Here is a 16,866-nt window from a genome sequence, read left to right as displayed (position 1 = left end):
TGCTTTTTTCATATATAAAATATAATTTCGTATTTAAATTAACAACTAAACTTAACGTATGGCTAATCCAATTTTAGGAACATTAACTCACGCTATTGGTGGTGTTGCTGCATCAACATGTTATGTTCCTTTTCAAAAAGTAAAAAAATGGTCTTGGGATTCTTACTGGTTAGTACAAGCATCATTTGCATGGTTCATTTTTCCTTTTTTAATAGGCTTTTTAACCGTACCAAATTTAATGGATGTTTTTAAAGAAGCTAACAATGAAATATTAATAAACGCAACACTTTTAGGGTCTGTTTATGGTTTTGGCGGCATGTGTTTTGGTTTCGCTATTAGGCATATTGGGTATTCACTTACTTATACAATATCTATTGGCATTTCAGCTATATTAGGCACTATTGTACCTTTAATTATGCATGGAACTTTAGTTGAAAAATTTAATGCTCCTGGTGGTTACACTATATTTTTTGGTATGTTTTTGGCTCTTATTGGCATTATTATTTGCGGTATTGCTGGCTACCGAAAAGAAAAAGACTTAAAAAACAATAACGCAACTAAAGCAGAACCTTTAACTTTTAATATGAAAAAAGGGTTAACTCTTACATTAATTGCAGGTGTACTTTCTGCTGTTTTTGGTATTTCATTAGAAGTAGGCGCACCGGTTGCCCAAATAGCAAGTAAATACGGTGCCGGTAATTTTGAAGGTAATGCAAACTTAATTCTTTCAACAGGTGGCGCATTTATTACAAACTTTATTTGGTTTACCATTGTTGGTTTAAAAAACAACACACTAAAGGAGGTTATTGATATTAAAAGCGTTGGCAGAAAAAACTACACTTTAAACTTAGGCATGTCTATTTTAAGTGGTGCTTTGTGGTACGGACAATTCTTTTTTTACGGAATTGGCCACGTACAAATGGGCAACTTTAAATTTGCTAGTTGGGTACTACACATGTCTATGCTTATTTTCTTTAGTTACATAGTTGGTATTGTTTTAAAAGAATGGAAACAAGTTACCAAACGCACATATTTAACCTTAGTTTTTGCGCTAATTATTCTAGTAGTATCTTTTATAATTATAGCCTACGGAAGCAAACTAGGAACCGATTTAACCTCAACTAGTCATTAAAAAACACATATATAAATGAGCACACAACCAATACATTTAAAAGGCATTACATGGAATCATAGTCGAGGATTTACTTCTGTGGTTGCCACTGCACAACGCTTTTGTGAATTAAACCCTCATATTAATATTACTTGGGAAAAACGTTCGTTACAAGCATTTGCCGATGAACCTATTGACGAACTAGCAAAACGATATGATTTACTAATTATAGATCATCCGTGGGCAGGTTTTGCAGGTAAAAACAATGTTATTCTTCCTTTAGACGAATATCTTCCAAAAGAATTCATGAAAGATTTAGAAGAAAATACCGTTGGGCACTCACATAAAAGTTACGCCTCTAATGGTCACCAATGGGCTTTAGCTATTGATGCCGCAACACCTGTAGCTTCTAGCAGACCCGATATTTTTGCTGAAAAAAATTTAAAACTACCTAAAACTTATAATGATTTATTAGAACTTGCAAAAAAAGGCTTGGTTGTTATGCCTGGTATTCCGCAAGATACTTTAATGAATTTTTATATGATGTGTTGCAATTTAGGTGAAGATGTGTGTACATCAAAAGAACACGTTGTTAGCGAAGTCATTGGAATACAAGCCCTAAAAATGCTGCGAGAATTAGCTATTGAAATGGATAATGATATTTTCAATTGGAACCCTATTCAAGTATACGAAGCCATGACAAAAACCGATAAATATGCCTACTGCCCATGGGCTTACGGCTATACAAATTACAGCAGAAATGGGTATGCACGTAAGTTGCTTCATTTTCATGATATGGTAGAAATTAATGGTATTGGTGCTATTTCAACTTTGGGCGGCACAGGTTTAGCTGTTTCTGCGCAAACAAAGCATACTAATACAGTTATGAAATACGTTGAATACACTGCTTCCGAAGCTTGCCAAAAAACAATATTCTTTGATAATGGCGGTCAACCAGGACACAGAAAAGCATGGACTGATGCCCATACAAACAACGTAACTGCTAACTTTTTTAAAAATACGCTACCAGCACTAGACAGAGCTTTTTTAAGACCTCGTTACAACGGGCACATGTATTTCCAAGACAGAGCCGGTGCTCCTATTAGAAATTACATGATGCATGGTGGTGATGAAAAAGACTTATTAAAAGGCTTAAATGAATTATACAAAAAATCACTTGAAATTTAATTTACTATGAAACCATTAGAAGGCATAACGGTTCTAGAATTTGCACAATTTATGGCAGGCCCTTCGGCAGGACTTAAATTAGCCGATTTAGGAGCTCGTGTTATTAAAATTGAAAGACCCTTAAAAGGTGAAGCTGGCAGACAAATAGCTCTTAAAAACTTATTTTTAGATGGTAGCAGCTTGGTTTTTCATACGGTAAATAGAAATAAAGATTCTTATGCTGCCGATTTAAAAAACCCTGAAGATTTAGAGCGTATTAAAAAACTTATTGCACAAGTTGATGTTATGACGCACAATTTCAGACCAGGTGTTATGGAGAAAATTGGTTTAGATTATAATACGGTTCAAAAAATAAACCCACAATTAATTTATGCTACAGTAACAGGCTACGGTTCCGTTGGGCCATGGGCAAAAAAACCAGGGCAAGATTTATTAATACAATCTATGTCTGGCTTTGCCAATTTAACAGGAAATAAAAACGATAACCCAACGCCTGTTGGTGCTGCCCTAGCCGATTTAATTACCGGCGTACACCTTTCTCATGGTATTTTATCTAGCTTAATTAGAAAAGAAAAAACAGGCCAAGGTGCCTTAGTAGAAGTAAGCTTACTAGAATCTACGCTAGATTTTCAGTTTGAAGTTATAACCACTTATTTAAACGATGGCAATAAACAACCAGTGCGTGCAAAACAAGGCTCTGCTCATGCCTATCTTGGGGCTCCATACGGCGTATACAAAACAAAAGACGGTTATATTGCTTTGGCAATGGGGTCTTTAATAAAACTAGGCGAAGTACTTAACTGTAAAACTTTAACAACTTATACAGACGCAAAATCATGGTTTACAAACCGTGATGAGATTATGGATATATTAAGGTCGTTTTTAATTAAAGAAAACACATCGCATTGGCTTGAAATATTAGAAAAAGAAGGTATTTGGTGTTCAAACGTTTTTGATTATAAAACATTATTAAACCACGAAGCTTACAAAGTATTACAATGGGACCAAAAAATACAATTGCTTTCAGGTGAACAAGTGCACACTACCCGCTGCCCAATTAGAGTAAATGATGAAAGATTATTTGCCGAAAAACCAGCACCAAGAGTAGGCCAACATACCAATGCTATTATTAAAGAATTTAACCTGTAAGCCCAATGAAACCATTACAAGATATATTAATTATAGATTTAAGTCAGTTTTTATCTGCACCTTCAGCAACCCTACGTTTAGCCGATTTAGGTGCTAGAGTTATAAAAGTTGAACGCCCAGAAACAGGTGATATTTGTCGTCAATTATATGTTTCAAACACTATTTTAAATGGCGAATCATCAGTTTTTAGAGCCATTAACAGGAATAAAGAAAGCTTTCAAGCAGATTTAAAAAATGAAACCGACAAGCAACGTGTACTTAAGCTCATTGAAAAAGCCGATGTTTTAGTACACAACTTTCGCCCTGGTGTTATAGATAGACTTGGTTTTGATTATGATACCATAAAAAAAATAAACCCTAAAATTATATATGGCGAAATTTCTGGTTACGGTACAGAAGGCCCTTGGAAAACTAAACCCGGTCAAGATTTACTATTACAATCGTTATCTGGTTTAACTTGGCTAAACGGCAACGAAGGTAATGGCCCTACACCTGTTGGTCTTGCTATTGTTGATATTTTATCTGGCGGACATTTAGTACAAGGTATTTTAGCCGCATTACTAAACCGTATAAAAACGGGTAAAGGCAGTAAAATATCGGTTAGTATGCTAGAATCTATTCTAGATTTTCAATTTGAATCTATCACCACATTTTATCATGATGGTGGGCAACCAACCGAACGCCCAAAACGCCATAGTGCACACGCATATTTAGGCGCACCTTATGGTGTTTATAAAACCAGCAATGGTTACTTATCATTGGCTATGGGTTCTATTCCTTTTTTAGGCGAATTATTAGGCAACGAAAAACTAACAGCATTTCAAGACGTAGAAAGTTGGTATAACCAAAGAGATGAAATTAAAGATTTACTAGCCGAAACACTATCTAAAAACACCTCTGAACATTGGCTATCTATTTTAGAACCAGCAGATATATGGTGTGCCAAAATAATGCATTGGGATGAACTTTTTGAACTTGAAGGCTTTAAAGTACTAGACATGATACAAGAAGTTGTTATGGGCGATGGTTTTAAATACCAAACCACCCGATGCCCAATAAAAATAGATGGAAAAGTACTAAAGTCAACCGTTGGTTCTCCCGCCTTGGGAGAACACACTGAAGCCATCTTAAATGAATTGATAAAAGCATAATGAAGAAAAACAAACTTAGAATAGCAGTTAGAAAATTTGATGCTTTTGAATCGGCCATTAGCAAAATATGGGATAATTTTTGCTATCAAATTGGTTCAGATTTAGAACTTGAAGCTGTTCCGTTAGATCTTCATCCGCTATACGATACCATTTTAAAAGAAGAAGGGTTAAAAAAAGGGCTTTGGGATATAGCGCTTATAAATACAGATTGGATTACCGAAGCTTACAGCAATAATGCCATTGAAAATTTAACATCGTATATTGAAAATAATCCGCCAGAAGACTTCCCAAACGGTTGGTCACATTCGCTTCGCTATAAACAAGAGTTTGATAACAACATTGTTGCTCTACCATTTCATGACGGGCCTGAATGCTTAATATACAGAAAAGATTTATTTGAATCTATAGAAGAAGGTGTTAACTTTTACAGCACTTACGGCAAACCTTTAGAAATTCCTAAAACTTGGGATGATTTAATGCAAGTTGCTGAATTTTTTAACAGACCAGAACAAAACTTATACGGAACAACCTTTGCTGCTTATCCTGATGGGCACAATACTGTTTTTGATTTTTGCCTACAACTTTGGACACGTGGTGGCAACCTTTTCGACCATAACAAAAACATAAAACTAAATTCAAAAGCCGCTATTGAAGGCATGACATTTTACCGTAAAGCTTTAAAAAACACCAATGCAATACACCCAAAATCAAGAGATTTTGATTCAGTAAAATCAGGTATGGCTTTTGCAAATGGCAACTTAGCCATGATGGTTAACTGGTTTGGTTTTGCTTCAATGTGCGAATTTTTAAAAACTTCAAAAGTAAAAGGTAAAGTTGATATTGCCAATGTTCCTGCAGGCCCTAACGGTATGGGCACTTCATTAAATGCCTATTGGATGTATGTTATTGGTAGTGGTAGTAAAAATAAAGATATAGCTTATGAATTTATAAAATTTGCCGTAAACCAAGAAAACGATAAACTACTTACTTTAGAAGGCGCCATTGGATGCCGAAAATCTACATGGCATGATACAGATGTTAATAATGAAGTACCTTATTATCATAAACTAGAAACACTTCACGAAAACACAAAATCTTTACCAAGAAAATCAAATTGGTCTAGCATTGCTAATGTTATTGATGCTTTGGTTTTAGATGTTATAAACACATCAAAAAACATTGAAACTATATTAAACCAGGCTCAAGAAAAAGTAAATAAAATAGAAAATATTTAATCATGGATTTAGTTTACAAACCAAAATTACCAAATGAAAACAGACCCATTTACATTATTGGCGCAGGTGGTATAGTACGCGATGCACACTTACCTGCCTATAAAAAAGTAAGATTTAACGTTGCTGGCATTACAAACAGAACCAAACAACGTGCTATTGACTTAGCAAAGACTTTCAATATTCCAAATGTTTATGATTCTGTAGAAGATATGGTAGCCAATGCACCAGAAAACGCAGTGTTTGATCTAACATTAATGCCTAATCAATTTGTTAAAACTTTAGAATTATTGCCCAATAATGCTGCCGTTTTAATTCAAAAACCCATGGGCGACAATTACGAGCAAACATTAGAAATTTTAAACGTTTGCCGCAGAAAAAATTTAATTGCTGCCATTAACTGCCAAATGCGATTTGCTCCTTACGTTATGGCTGCAAAATATATGATAGAAAAAGGATTAATTGGTGAGCTGTATGATTTTGAAATTAGACTTTCAATTTATACACCTTGGGAGTATTTTCCTAATGTTGTAAATCATCCACGGTTAGAAATTCAGCAACACAGTATTCATTATATAGACTTAATTCGTTCGTTTTTAGGCAACCCAAAAAAGGTGTATTCAAAAACCTTAAAAAATCCTGCCAAAACAATGTCTTCTACCAGAACCACAACTATCATGGATTATAGTGATGCTATGCGTGCCATTATAAACACCAATCACGATCATAATTTTGGAGAAAAAAATCAAGAAAGCTTTGTAAAATGGGAAGGCACTAAAGGCGCCATAAAAGCGCGCATTGGCTTATTGCTAGATTACCCTAACGGAAAACCAGACTTATTTCAATATTGTTTAATTGAAGAAGGAAAAGCTCCAAAATGGGTTGAAGTTCCTTTAGAAGGCTCGTGGTTCCCAGATGCTTTTGTAGGCACAATGGCCTCATTAATGCGTTATGCTGAAGGATCTTCAAAAGAATTACATACAAGTGTTGAGGATGTTATACACTCTATGGCCATAGTTGAAGCCGCATACGAATCTAACAACAACGGTGGCGTTACTCCAAATTACAATGTTTAATAGAATTAAAAAGTTTTAATATGCATATAAAATCGCAATTTTTTGAAGATTATACACTAGGCCATAAAAGAGAAACCCTAGGAAGAACCATTACCGAAACAGATTTTGTTGTTCATGCAGGACACACCGGCGATTATTTCCCTCACCATATGGATGCCGAGTGGTGCAAAAACCAGCCTTTCAAACAACGTATTGCCCATGGCACCCTAACTTTTGCCGTAGGTATTGGTATGACAGCTACAGAAATTAACCCCGAAGCTTTTTCTAAAGGATATGACAAACTTAGGTTTGTAAAACCAGTACATATTGGTGATACCATTAGAGTTGTTGTTACAATTTCAGAAAAAAAAGACTCTAAACATGCTCACTTGGGTCATGTAAATGAGCATGTAGAAATTTTTAACCAAAATGATGAACTTGTTTTGGTGTGCGATCATATTTTATTAGCAAAGAAAAAAGAACACCCTAAAAACCAATAAAAACCAAACACATGAATAAGGTATTAATAATATTACTTGTAACAACATTGTTTTCATGTAATAACAAAACAAAAGCACAAGATGAGGCTAATGAAACCAAAAAAGAAGTCAAAGCTACTTATGAAGCTGATTGGGAATCTTTAAAAAAACACAAAACCCCAGATTGGTTTTTAGATGCCAAATTTGGTATTTATTGCCATTGGGGACCATACAGTGTTCCTGCTTATGAAAACGAGTGGTACGCACATTGGATGTATGTAAACAAAGATAATCCTGAGGCCAGAAACGGAAAAGCACACAAAATACATGATTACCATGTTAAAACTTATGGCCCTTTAAACGAATTTGGATACAAAGATTTTATACCTATGTTTAAAGCCGAAAAATTTGACCCTGTTGAGTGGGCAGATTTATTTGAAAAAGCAGGTGCCAAATTTTCAGGCCCCGTATCTGAACATGCCGATGGTTTTGCTATGTGGGATAGTGAATTAACAGAATGGGACGCCAAAGACATGGGACCAAAACGTGATGTAATGGGTGAGTTAGCTAAAGAAATTCGTAAACGTAATATGAAATTTATTGCTACATACCACCGCCATTGGTTATTTGGTTGGTACCCTACTTGGGATGAAACAACAGACGCTTCAAACCCTAAATACGCAGGGCTTTATGGACCAAAATTAAAAAAAGGCGATAACAAAATGCCGCGTAGCAAACACGACATTGATAACGGAATTGAGTCTTATTACCCTGTGGCTGATAAAGCTTTTAATGATGAATGGTTAAACCGCTTAAAAGAAATTATTGACAAATATAACCCCGATTTAGTGTGGTTTGATAATAAAATGGATATTATTAGCGAAGAACACCGAAAAGGATTTTTACAATATTATTACAATGAAGCTGAAAAGAAAAACCAAGAAGTAGTATCTACTTATAAATTTTATGATTTTGCAAAAGGTAGTGCCGTATATGATTTAGAACGCGCAAGAATGCGCGAAAAAAAAGATTTCCCATGGCTTACAGATGACTCTATTGACTGGAAATCTTGGAGCCATATTAGTAATCCAGATTATAAATCTACCAACCGTTTAATTGACTTTTTAGTTGATGTGGTTAGTAAAAATGGTGCCGTACTTTTAAATATTACACCAAGAGCAGATGGTACAATACCAGAGCCTGTAAAAGAGCGTTTACTTGAAATGGGGCAATGGTTAAAGGTTAATGGTGAAGCTATTTATGGCACACGTACATTTGAAATTTATGGAGAAGGTGATGCCAAAGTTGTTGAAGGTCATTTGAGTGAACGCAACAATGATGATAACACTGCAAAAGATATTAGGTTTACAACTAAAGGCGAAACACTTTATGCTATAGCTTTAGATTGGCCTGAAAGTAATAATCTGGTAATCAAATCATTTAAAAAAGGCAATACACTTTTAAAGAAACCTATAAAAACCATTGATTTTATTGGAGGTGAAGATGATTTAGATTTTGAAGTTAAAGTTGATGGTTTACATATTAAACTTCCTAAAAAATCTGGTAATCATGCTTATACATTCAAATTTAACTTCTAAAATATATTTATAAAATAAAACAATAAAAAATCCAGAGTAAAATTACTCTGGATTTTTTTTTGACAACACAAAAATACTACTGTAATCTATTCAGTTCTAAACTCAAAAACTTGAGACTGAGAACTAGAACCGCTTTCATCAGTAGTGATTACTTTCCAATAATAAACAGTATTTGCTGTTAATGCTATATTTTCTATAGTTGTATTTGTAGTAGTTTCTTGTAATGTTGTTGGCGGGTTAGTAGTGCCTAAATACACATCATAAGATGCTATATCATTATCTACATCACTACCAGACCAACTTAATGTTACAGGCGCAGCAACCTCTGCACCCATAGCTGGAGCTATAACTTCTGCTGGAAATGGCGCATAATTTTCAACACCTTCACCTGCATTATAAAACTTCCACGTTTCACTAGTAGCTGTTGTGGTTGTTTTATTAGATTTTGAAACTACACTCCAAGAATAGGCTGTATTTCTTTGTATTGTTAATGATATTGAATTATTAGATGTTGTATTCTCTGATGTTTCATCAGTGTCTAAATTCTTTAATACCAAAGTATAACTATTGGTGTTTGCTGAAGTGTTCCATTGAAAAGTAATACGGCTTTCTGTTTCTGAAATTACTGTACCTTCATTACACTCTTCATCTTTTTCAGGAAATGTTAAAACGGCTGCATCAGGTGGTAAAATCTCTTCAGGTGTAGGTTCATCATCACTTCCTCCTCCACTACTTCCTCCACAGTTAAAAACTATTAAACTTGATATTAAAATGACAACTTTTAAGTAATTATTCAACTTCATTATTTGTTGTTTTATGTATAATTTGTTAGTTCTGTTTTAATTTCAAAACTAAATTTTAATACTTATTTTAAGTATCACAAATGTTTTAATAGCTAGAATAAATGATTTAAAAGAGCTATTTTATTTACGCCACTTTAAAAAAATGATTTGTGCATTATGAAGTTGATTAGGTAGTTATTTATATATTTGCGCCACCAATAAAGCACACGTGGCGGAATTGGTAGACGCGCTGCCTTGAGGGGGCAGTGTTCTTAAGAACGTGGAGGTTCGAATCCTCTCGTGTGCACTACATTAAATTAAAAAGGGTAGATTTTAAATCTACCCTTTTCTTTTTTTACAACAAAGCTACTTTTACAATAACCCAAACATCATAATACTCATCAAATTCATCTTTTTCAGATTCAATTTTGTAGGTAATATTAAAAACTTTACCATCGTATTTTTTGCTTGTTAAATCGTAGGTTTTTAAAATACTTTCGTCTATTTTTTCAAATGAATAGTATTTTTCGTCATCTTCACTATCTGTAAAATAGTAAGTACCATCTTCATAACCATCAAAAATAGCTTTTGCTGTTTTTAAATCTTGTGCAGTTGTTGTGTTTTTAAATGATATTAATGCTAATAATAAAATGCAAATTGTTTTCATTGTTTAAAAAATTAATTGTTAAATAAAATGTATATAGATATGTGCCAACCCTAAATATTAAGGGCTAGATTTTGAATACGAAACAACTAACTAAGCCTTTAATCTTACAGGTATTAAAGGTAAATTAGAGTTAAATAAAATTGAAATATCTTGCATACAAGCCAATATTTGTGCTTGTACTTTAAAAATTGAAGAAGTATTACCTAAAGTCCAGTTACTCACACCATGAGCGCATTTTGAGCTTAACTTCCAAACACCCAAAAATATAGACTTAACTATGTGTTTCATTATATTTTGCTTGCCTAAAAACCAGTGGCAAACATGACTATAAATGTAATTTATTTTTTGATTAGTTGGTATTTTTTTTTCATTTTTTTCAAGGTGTTTTTGCTATTTTTTTCCACTATGTAGTAGCTATAATTTCTTATTAAAAAAATACTATAATGTAGCATTACCACCTGGTTTTAACCTTATAACTAACATAACTACAAACATTGAAAAGCCCATTGAAAAATATATGTACCCTTTTGCAATGGGTTCATCTATACTTTCGGCCATTAATGACACGCCTATTAGTAATAAAAAAGACAATGCTAGCACTTTAACGCTTGGGTGTTTATTTACAAAATTACTAATGCTATGTATTGAAAACACCATAATAATCATGGCTATTATTATGGCAATAATCATTATTTCAACATGCGAAGCCATACCAACTGCGGTTATAACAGAATCTAAACCAAAAACAATATCTAATAGCCCAATTTGAATAACAGTTTGAGCAAATGATAGTTTTGAGCCTACTTTAACTTTATGTTCGCCTTCTAACATGTTATAAATTTCAATAATACTTTTGTATAGCAGAAACAAACCTCCAACAAGGAGTATTAAATCTCTGCCAGAAAACGATAACCTTTCAACCCAACTTCCTGTTAAATTGAACCAATTAGCGGCATTAAACAATGGCTTTGTAAGTGTTAACACCCATGTTATAGACAGTAGTAAAATAACCCTGGTAAATAACGCAAAGGCTAAACCTAAAATTCTTCCTTTTTTTTGTTGATGTTGGGGTAATTTATCTGTTTGAATTGATATGAACACAATATTATCTATACCTAAAACAATTTCCATAATTGTTAAAGTAAGTAATGATAATAGAGCTTCAGAAGAGGTTAGCCATTCCATAATTAAAATTTTATGTTACTAAAGTTATAAAAAGGCTTTTTAAATGTTCATTATTTTTAAAATAATTAAGTCTATTACTTCAATTACAATTAAAATTATGATAATCCACTCTAATCTGCTGCTTTCACTATGAAACATAATGTCTTTAAACAGATCTAAATTTTCTTTTACAATATCTACTTGTTGGTGAATAATTTGGTGCCTATCTACTAAATCAAATTTCTTTTTAAGCTCTAAATTAAACTTATTCAAATCTTCATCATCAGTTGCTAATTCGTGCGATTCAAAAATGTATAAGTTTTCAGAAATTTTGTTTTTAATGTTTAATACTTTACCAATGTATCGTTTTAACTTTTTACCATTAATATTAAGTTTTCCTTGTTCTTCAAGAAAACTAGTATGCCTTCTGGTGTCTTCTAATAATTTTTCGGCTATGTTATAATAAAAATCTAAAGCTACAGATTGTGATAGGTTTAACATTATTAAACGTAGTTTTTCAGAGTCACTATCTGGTATTGTAATGGTTTCAAACTCTATTTTAAAAGTATTGGCATTTGTAACAACTTCAATAGTTTCTGCCATTGTTGTTTTTGTAACATCGCCTTTTAATGTTGCGTGTATTTTTTGTTTTAACGCTGTAGTTTCTTCTTCAGTAAAATTATAAACACAAATAATACCGTACTTAAAGGCGTATAAATATTTGTGCTCACTTAGTTGAAAAAAAATCTCATCGTTATCTGCGTATAAAGGTGTTAAATTAAAAACCCCTTTTAATGACTGAATGTCTATAATTTCGGCAATATGAATTGCACTTGCTGTTGTTTCCATTGTTTTTACGAGGTAAATACCTCATCATTGCTTTTAAAGCTTTTTATATTGTGTTTTGAAGTTTCAACTTCTCTGAATAAAGTGCTGCAGAAAACTTGTATTGATGTTAGTGATGCTTTAATCTACTTTTTTAGTTTGTTGCCCAAAATATAAAGCTACAACTTGTTTGTCTTGCTTGTCTAAAAATTCTAAGGCTTCATACCATGGCACCCATTTAGCGCCTTTAAATTTATGAATTTCAAATACTTGAATGTTTTCTATATTTAAATTAGCTACAAAATAGTGCTTATATATTTCTTGTTTTTGTTTGGTAACCTGCTTTTTTGAGACAAAATAACTCAAATTCTTTTTTAAAAGCTGTACTCCAATTTCCTCATAAGTTTCTCGAATAAGAGACTGAATATCAGTCTCTTTTTTCTTTTTTACACCACCTGCTAAAGAGTATTTACTTTTGCCTTCAATTTTTTCTAAAACTAAAATATTGTCATTATTGAAGGCTATAAGTCTAGACTTGTCAATTTTTTTGACCGTCTTTTTTTTTACCTTAAAATGAAATAAATTATTAGTCTTCATCCTCTAAAAACTCCATATCTGCCATTTCAGAATCACTGCTATCATCATCATTGTTTTGATCATAATCATCAGCAAAATCTTCCATAGCTTTTATAAGTTTAAGCCCAACTTTAACAAGATACACGGTATCTTCGGTTTTAACTTCAATAGCCTCTACTACTTCTCCTTTAGCGTTTTTAAACGTGATTACATCATTATCACCATACCCATCAGGATATTTTTCTAAAAGAAGGTTTAAAATATCTTCGTTTAACTTTTGATAATCTACAATTTTACGAATCATATTTTTCATAATTACATACCCAATAAATAGGCAAAAATTAATGGTGCTACAATGGTAGCATCACTTTCAATAATAAATTTAGGTGTATCAATATCAAGTTTACCCCATGTAATTTTTTCGTTTGGTACTGCCCCAGAATATGAACCGTAGCTGGTTGTTGAATCTGAAATTTGACAGAAATAACTCCAAAAAGGTGTATCTGTTCTTTCCATATCTTGATATAGCATTGGTACTACACATATTGGGAAATCGCCTGCAATACCGCCTCCTATTTGAAAGAACCCGATACCTTTTTCAGAATTATTAGTGTACCAATCTGCTAAAAATGTCATGTACTCAATACCTGATTTCATGGTGCTTGCTTTAAGCTCTCCTTTTAACAAGTAGCTTGCAAAAATGTTACCCATTGTACTGTCTTCCCAACCTGGGCAAACTATTGGTAAATTTTTCTGTGCTGCAGCATACATCCATGAGTCTTTTAAATCTATTTCGTAATATTCTTCTAAAACACCAGATAATAACATTTTATACATAAACTCATGTGGCAAATAGCGTTCGCCTTTATCATCAGCTTCTTTCCAAATAGCGTGTATGTGTTTTTGCAATCTTCTAAAAGCTTCTTCTTCAGGAATACATGTATCTGTAACTCTGTTTAGGCCTTTTTCTAACAAATCCCACTCTTGTTGTGGTGTTAAATCTCTGTAATTAGGTACGCGTTTGTAGTGGGAATGTGCAACTAAATTCATGATATCTTCTTCAAGGTTTGCCCCTGTACATGAAATAATATGCACTTTATCTTGCCTAATCATTTCAGCAAAAATTTTACCTAACTCTGCAGTACTCATAGCGCCAGCAAGAGACACTAGCATTTTAGCACCATTATTTAATTGATCTTCGTAAGCTTTAGCGGCATCAACTACTGATGCTGCATTAAAGTGCAGATAGTATTTTTCTATGAAATTTGAAATAGCGCCTTTAGTACTCATCGTCTTGGTTAAATTTTGAAAAGTTATTTACTTTATTGTTATTGTTGTTAAAATCATCGTTATAGCCATCTTCAACATCTTCATTTTGAAATTTATAGCTTAACATTTTGTAATATAATTTTGCCGCTAAAAAGTCTGACGATTTTTCTGCTTCATTAGGGCAAAGTTCAACTATATCAAACCCTACTACATTTTTTTCTTCAAACACTTGTTTTAAAAAATCTAGGGTTTCATACCATAATAAACCACCTGGTTCTGGCGTACCTGTACTTGGTAATATTGAAGGATCAAAGGCATCAAGATCAAAAGTGATAAATACGTTATCTGTCATTTGTTCAATAGCTGAATCCATCCAAGTATCATCAATTGCCATTTCGTGTGCAAAGTATGTTTTATCTAAATCCATTACCGATTTTTCTTTAACATCCATTGAACGAATACCTACTTGAATTAAGTTGGTATTTTGGCTAGCTTCATATACCGCACAAGCGTGGTTACAAGCTGTACCTTCGTAAGTTTTTCTTAAATCGGCATGCGCATCAATATGTAACACCGTTAAGTTTTGGTAAACTTCATTAAATGCTCTAATTGTACCTATAGATATTGAGTGTTCACCTCCAAAAATGGTTACAAATTTATTTTTTTTAATATAGCTTTTAGTTACTTGGTGCACAGCTTCAACCATACTTTCTGGCGATGCATTTTCTGTAACAGCATCTGCTAAATAAATACCTTCTTTGTAAACCTCGGTATCTGTTTCAATGTCATAAAGCTCCATGTTTTCTGAAGCGTTTAAAAAAGCATCTGGCCCTTTATCTGCGCCTTTTTGCCATGTGCTAGTTCCGTCATAAGGAACTGGGATTAGAACTATTTTTGCACGTTCTAATTTTGCATACTCTTCTGGAATGCCTGCGTAAGTTTTGGTTTTCATTTTTTACCTACTAACTAATTGTACTAAATTTTGTATTTTCTTGTGCTTCAGTTTCGCTTGTTTCAGGTGTTTTATTGTACCCTAAAATATTAAGCAAATCTTCACTTTGTTGTTGGCCTTTGTATAGTTTTGTTACTATGTTACCTTGCGCATCTCTATCTATTAAAATATGTTTTGGTGCTGGTACTAAACAGTGTTGTAAACCGCCGTAACCACCTATTGTTTCTTGGTATGCACCGGTATTAAAAAAGCCTACATACAACGGTTTTTCTTTATCATACTTTGGTAAATAAATGGCATTTATGTGCTGCTCGCTGTTATAATAATCATCACTATCACAGGTTAATCCGCCTAGTAAAACACGTTCGTAAGAGCTGTTCCACCTGTTTATTGGCAGCATTATAAATCTTTTATTTATAGCCCAAGTATCGGGTAATGTTGTTATAAACGATGAGTTAATCATATTCCATTTTTCTCTATCGTTTTGTTGTTTTTGGTAAAGCACCTCGTAAATGGCGCCACCACTTTCGCCTACTGTAAAGCTTCCAAATTCTGTGAATATATTTGGCACATCAACACCTTCTTCTTCACATGTTACATTTATTTGATTTATAATTTCATCAATCATGTACTCATAATCAAACTCAAAAGCTAACGAGTTTTTAATAGGGAAACCGCCACCAATATTTAGGCTATCTAAACTAGGGCAAACCTTTTTTAGGCTTATGTAAACTTTTAAACATTTTAAAAGCTCGTTCCAATAATAAGCTGTGTCTCTAATGCCTGTATTTATAAAAAAATGCAGCATTTTCAACTTTACTTTAGGGTTGTTTTTTATTTGCTTGTTGTAAAACGGCACAATGCTTTTGTAACCAATACCCAGCCTTGAGGTGTAAAACTCAAATTTTGGTTCTTCTTCAGAAGCTATTCTAATTCCAATATTATAGGTACTGTTAATTTCATTACTTAGTAAATCAATTTCTTCGTAATTATCAATAATTGGTATGCAGTTTTTATGACCATTGTTTATTAATCTAGCAATGTTGGTTATGTATTGAGCTCTTTTAAAACCGTTGCTAATTATAAATGTATCGTCTTTTATTTTACCGCTTGCTTTCAGGCTTTCAACAATATCAATATCAAAAGCTGATGATGTTTCAATATGAATATCATTTTTTAAAGCTTCATCTAAAACATGCTTAAAATGCGAGCTTTTAGTGCAATAACAGTATTTGTATTCGCCTTTATAATTGTATTTTTTTATGGCAGAATCAAACCATGTTTTGGCTCTGTTTATGTTGTTTGATATTTGCGGAAGGTAGGTAAACTTTAATGGTGTACCATAGGCTTCTACTAACTTATTCAAGTCTATATCATGAAAAAATAGTTTGTCTTTTTCCAAAGCAAATTCTGGCTGAGGAAAATCAAAAGTTTGGTTGATTAAATCAACGTATTTAGTATTCATTATTTTAATGTAAAAAAGTTATTTTAAAATGTAAGTACAAAAGAGCTGTGACCCTTTTAAAATGTGGACATAATAACTTTTAATCAAACCATAATTTGATACTGCGCTTTTGGTGTAAAGCACAAACTATACTGTGAAGTAATAACTTTAACTACGGAAGTTAGCTTTAAATTTCGGTTACTTACACCATAAGCAGCTTTTGA

18 protein-coding genes and 1 tRNA gene are annotated in these 16,866 nt (G+C 33.0%); 9 read left to right on the top strand and 10 right to left on the bottom strand.

Translation table 11 applies throughout. The features are described from left to right. The first annotated feature begins 58 nt into the window (after positions 1-58). From ACYX4H_RS10010 to ACYX4H_RS09975, 8 genes are read left to right on the top strand one after another with little or no spacing between them, the layout of a single operon-like run. Entirely contained in the window at positions 59-1,132 is a 1,074-nt protein-coding gene (locus tag ACYX4H_RS10010) for an L-rhamnose/proton symporter RhaT (protein WP_476236108.1), read from the top strand. Positions 1,133-1,147: 15 nt separating this feature from the next. Further along, positions 1,148-2,299: an ABC transporter substrate-binding protein gene (locus tag ACYX4H_RS10005; protein WP_476236107.1), complete on the top strand. Its 1,152-nt coding sequence runs from the start codon at positions 1,148-1,150 to the stop codon at positions 2,297-2,299. A gap of 6 nt (positions 2,300-2,305) precedes the next feature. After that, positions 2,306-3,448 carry a CaiB/BaiF CoA transferase family protein gene (locus tag ACYX4H_RS10000; protein ID WP_476236106.1) on the top strand — a complete coding sequence of 381 codons (1,143 nt, stop codon included), beginning with the start codon at positions 2,306-2,308 and terminating at the stop codon, positions 3,446-3,448. Between the two features lie 5 nt (positions 3,449-3,453). Next, positions 3,454-4,599 (top strand): CaiB/BaiF CoA transferase family protein, encoded by a 1,146-nt coding sequence (locus tag ACYX4H_RS09995; protein ID WP_476236105.1) that lies wholly within the window; start codon positions 3,454-3,456, stop codon positions 4,597-4,599. Then, entirely contained in the window at positions 4,599-5,834 is a 1,236-nt protein-coding gene (locus ACYX4H_RS09990) for an ABC transporter substrate-binding protein (protein WP_476236104.1), read from the top strand. The genes ACYX4H_RS09995 and ACYX4H_RS09990 overlap by 1 nt, the downstream gene beginning before the upstream one ends. Before the next feature lie 2 nt (positions 5,835-5,836). Next, positions 5,837-6,907 carry a Gfo/Idh/MocA family protein gene (locus ACYX4H_RS09985; RefSeq protein WP_476236103.1) on the top strand — a complete coding sequence of 357 codons (1,071 nt, stop codon included), beginning with the start codon at positions 5,837-5,839 and terminating at the stop codon, positions 6,905-6,907. A gap of 20 nt (positions 6,908-6,927) precedes the next feature. Further along, positions 6,928-7,386, top strand: coding sequence for a MaoC family dehydratase (locus ACYX4H_RS09980; RefSeq protein WP_476236102.1), 459 nt, complete (start codon positions 6,928-6,930; stop codon positions 7,384-7,386). An 11-nt stretch (positions 7,387-7,397) separates the two neighbouring features. Continuing rightward, positions 7,398-8,963 carry an alpha-L-fucosidase gene (locus ACYX4H_RS09975; RefSeq protein ID WP_476236101.1) on the top strand — a complete coding sequence of 522 codons (1,566 nt, stop codon included), beginning with the start codon at positions 7,398-7,400 and terminating at the stop codon, positions 8,961-8,963. A gap of 86 nt (positions 8,964-9,049) precedes the next feature. Here ACYX4H_RS09975 and ACYX4H_RS09970 read toward each other — a convergent pair whose 3' ends face one another. Then, complete coding sequence (locus tag ACYX4H_RS09970; RefSeq protein ID WP_476236100.1) at positions 9,050-9,766, bottom strand: hypothetical protein; 717 nt, start codon at positions 9,764-9,766, stop codon at positions 9,050-9,052. A gap of 202 nt (positions 9,767-9,968) precedes the next feature. Between ACYX4H_RS09970 and ACYX4H_RS09965 the strand changes: the two genes are divergently transcribed. After that, a tRNA-Leu gene (locus tag ACYX4H_RS09965) sits at positions 9,969-10,052 on the top strand. Between the two features lie 48 nt (positions 10,053-10,100). Here ACYX4H_RS09965 and ACYX4H_RS09960 read toward each other — a convergent pair. From ACYX4H_RS09960 to ACYX4H_RS09920, 9 genes are all read right to left on the bottom strand, one after another. Next, positions 10,101-10,412 (bottom strand): hypothetical protein, encoded by a 312-nt coding sequence (locus ACYX4H_RS09960; RefSeq protein ID WP_475294188.1) that lies wholly within the window; start codon positions 10,410-10,412, stop codon positions 10,101-10,103. A gap of 90 nt (positions 10,413-10,502) precedes the next feature. Next, the gene (locus ACYX4H_RS09955; RefSeq protein ID WP_476236099.1) at positions 10,503-10,700 is read right to left on the bottom strand and encodes a hypothetical protein; all 198 of its coding nucleotides are present in this window, start codon (positions 10,698-10,700) and stop codon (positions 10,503-10,505) included. A gap of 150 nt (positions 10,701-10,850) precedes the next feature. After that, on the bottom strand, positions 10,851-11,597 hold the full coding sequence (locus ACYX4H_RS09950; protein WP_476236098.1) for a TerC family protein: 747 nt from the start codon (positions 11,595-11,597) through the stop codon (positions 10,851-10,853). Positions 11,598-11,636: 39 nt separating this feature from the next. Continuing rightward, positions 11,637-12,425, bottom strand: coding sequence for an RMD1 family protein (locus ACYX4H_RS09945; RefSeq protein ID WP_476236097.1), 789 nt, complete (start codon positions 12,423-12,425; stop codon positions 11,637-11,639). Between the two features lie 117 nt (positions 12,426-12,542). Further along, positions 12,543-12,998 carry an NUDIX hydrolase gene (locus ACYX4H_RS09940; protein ID WP_476236096.1) on the bottom strand — a complete coding sequence of 152 codons (456 nt, stop codon included), beginning with the start codon at positions 12,996-12,998 and terminating at the stop codon, positions 12,543-12,545. Further along, the gene (locus tag ACYX4H_RS09935) at positions 12,988-13,281 is read right to left on the bottom strand and encodes a hypothetical protein (protein WP_476236095.1); all 294 of its coding nucleotides are present in this window, start codon (positions 13,279-13,281) and stop codon (positions 12,988-12,990) included. Before ACYX4H_RS09935 ends, ACYX4H_RS09940 begins: the two co-directional genes overlap by 11 nt. Positions 13,282-13,292: 11 nt before the next feature. Then, positions 13,293-14,267, bottom strand: a complete 975-nt coding sequence (locus ACYX4H_RS09930; protein ID WP_476236094.1) for a deoxyhypusine synthase family protein — start codon at positions 14,265-14,267, stop codon at positions 13,293-13,295. Next, positions 14,257-15,198 (bottom strand): agmatinase, encoded by a 942-nt coding sequence (gene speB, locus ACYX4H_RS09925; RefSeq protein ID WP_476236092.1) that lies wholly within the window; start codon positions 15,196-15,198, stop codon positions 14,257-14,259. Before speB ends, ACYX4H_RS09930 begins: the two co-directional genes overlap by 11 nt. 10 nt (positions 15,199-15,208) lie before the next feature. Further along, entirely contained in the window at positions 15,209-16,663 is a 1,455-nt protein-coding gene (locus ACYX4H_RS09920) for an arginine decarboxylase (protein ID WP_476236091.1), read from the bottom strand. Positions 16,664-16,866: the final 203 nt, after the last annotated feature.

The organism is Seonamhaeicola sp. ABD4_340 (assembly GCF_056312135.1).
The sequence above is the reverse complement of the archived record's forward strand: the minus strand, read 5'-3'. Positions and strand labels throughout refer to the sequence as shown.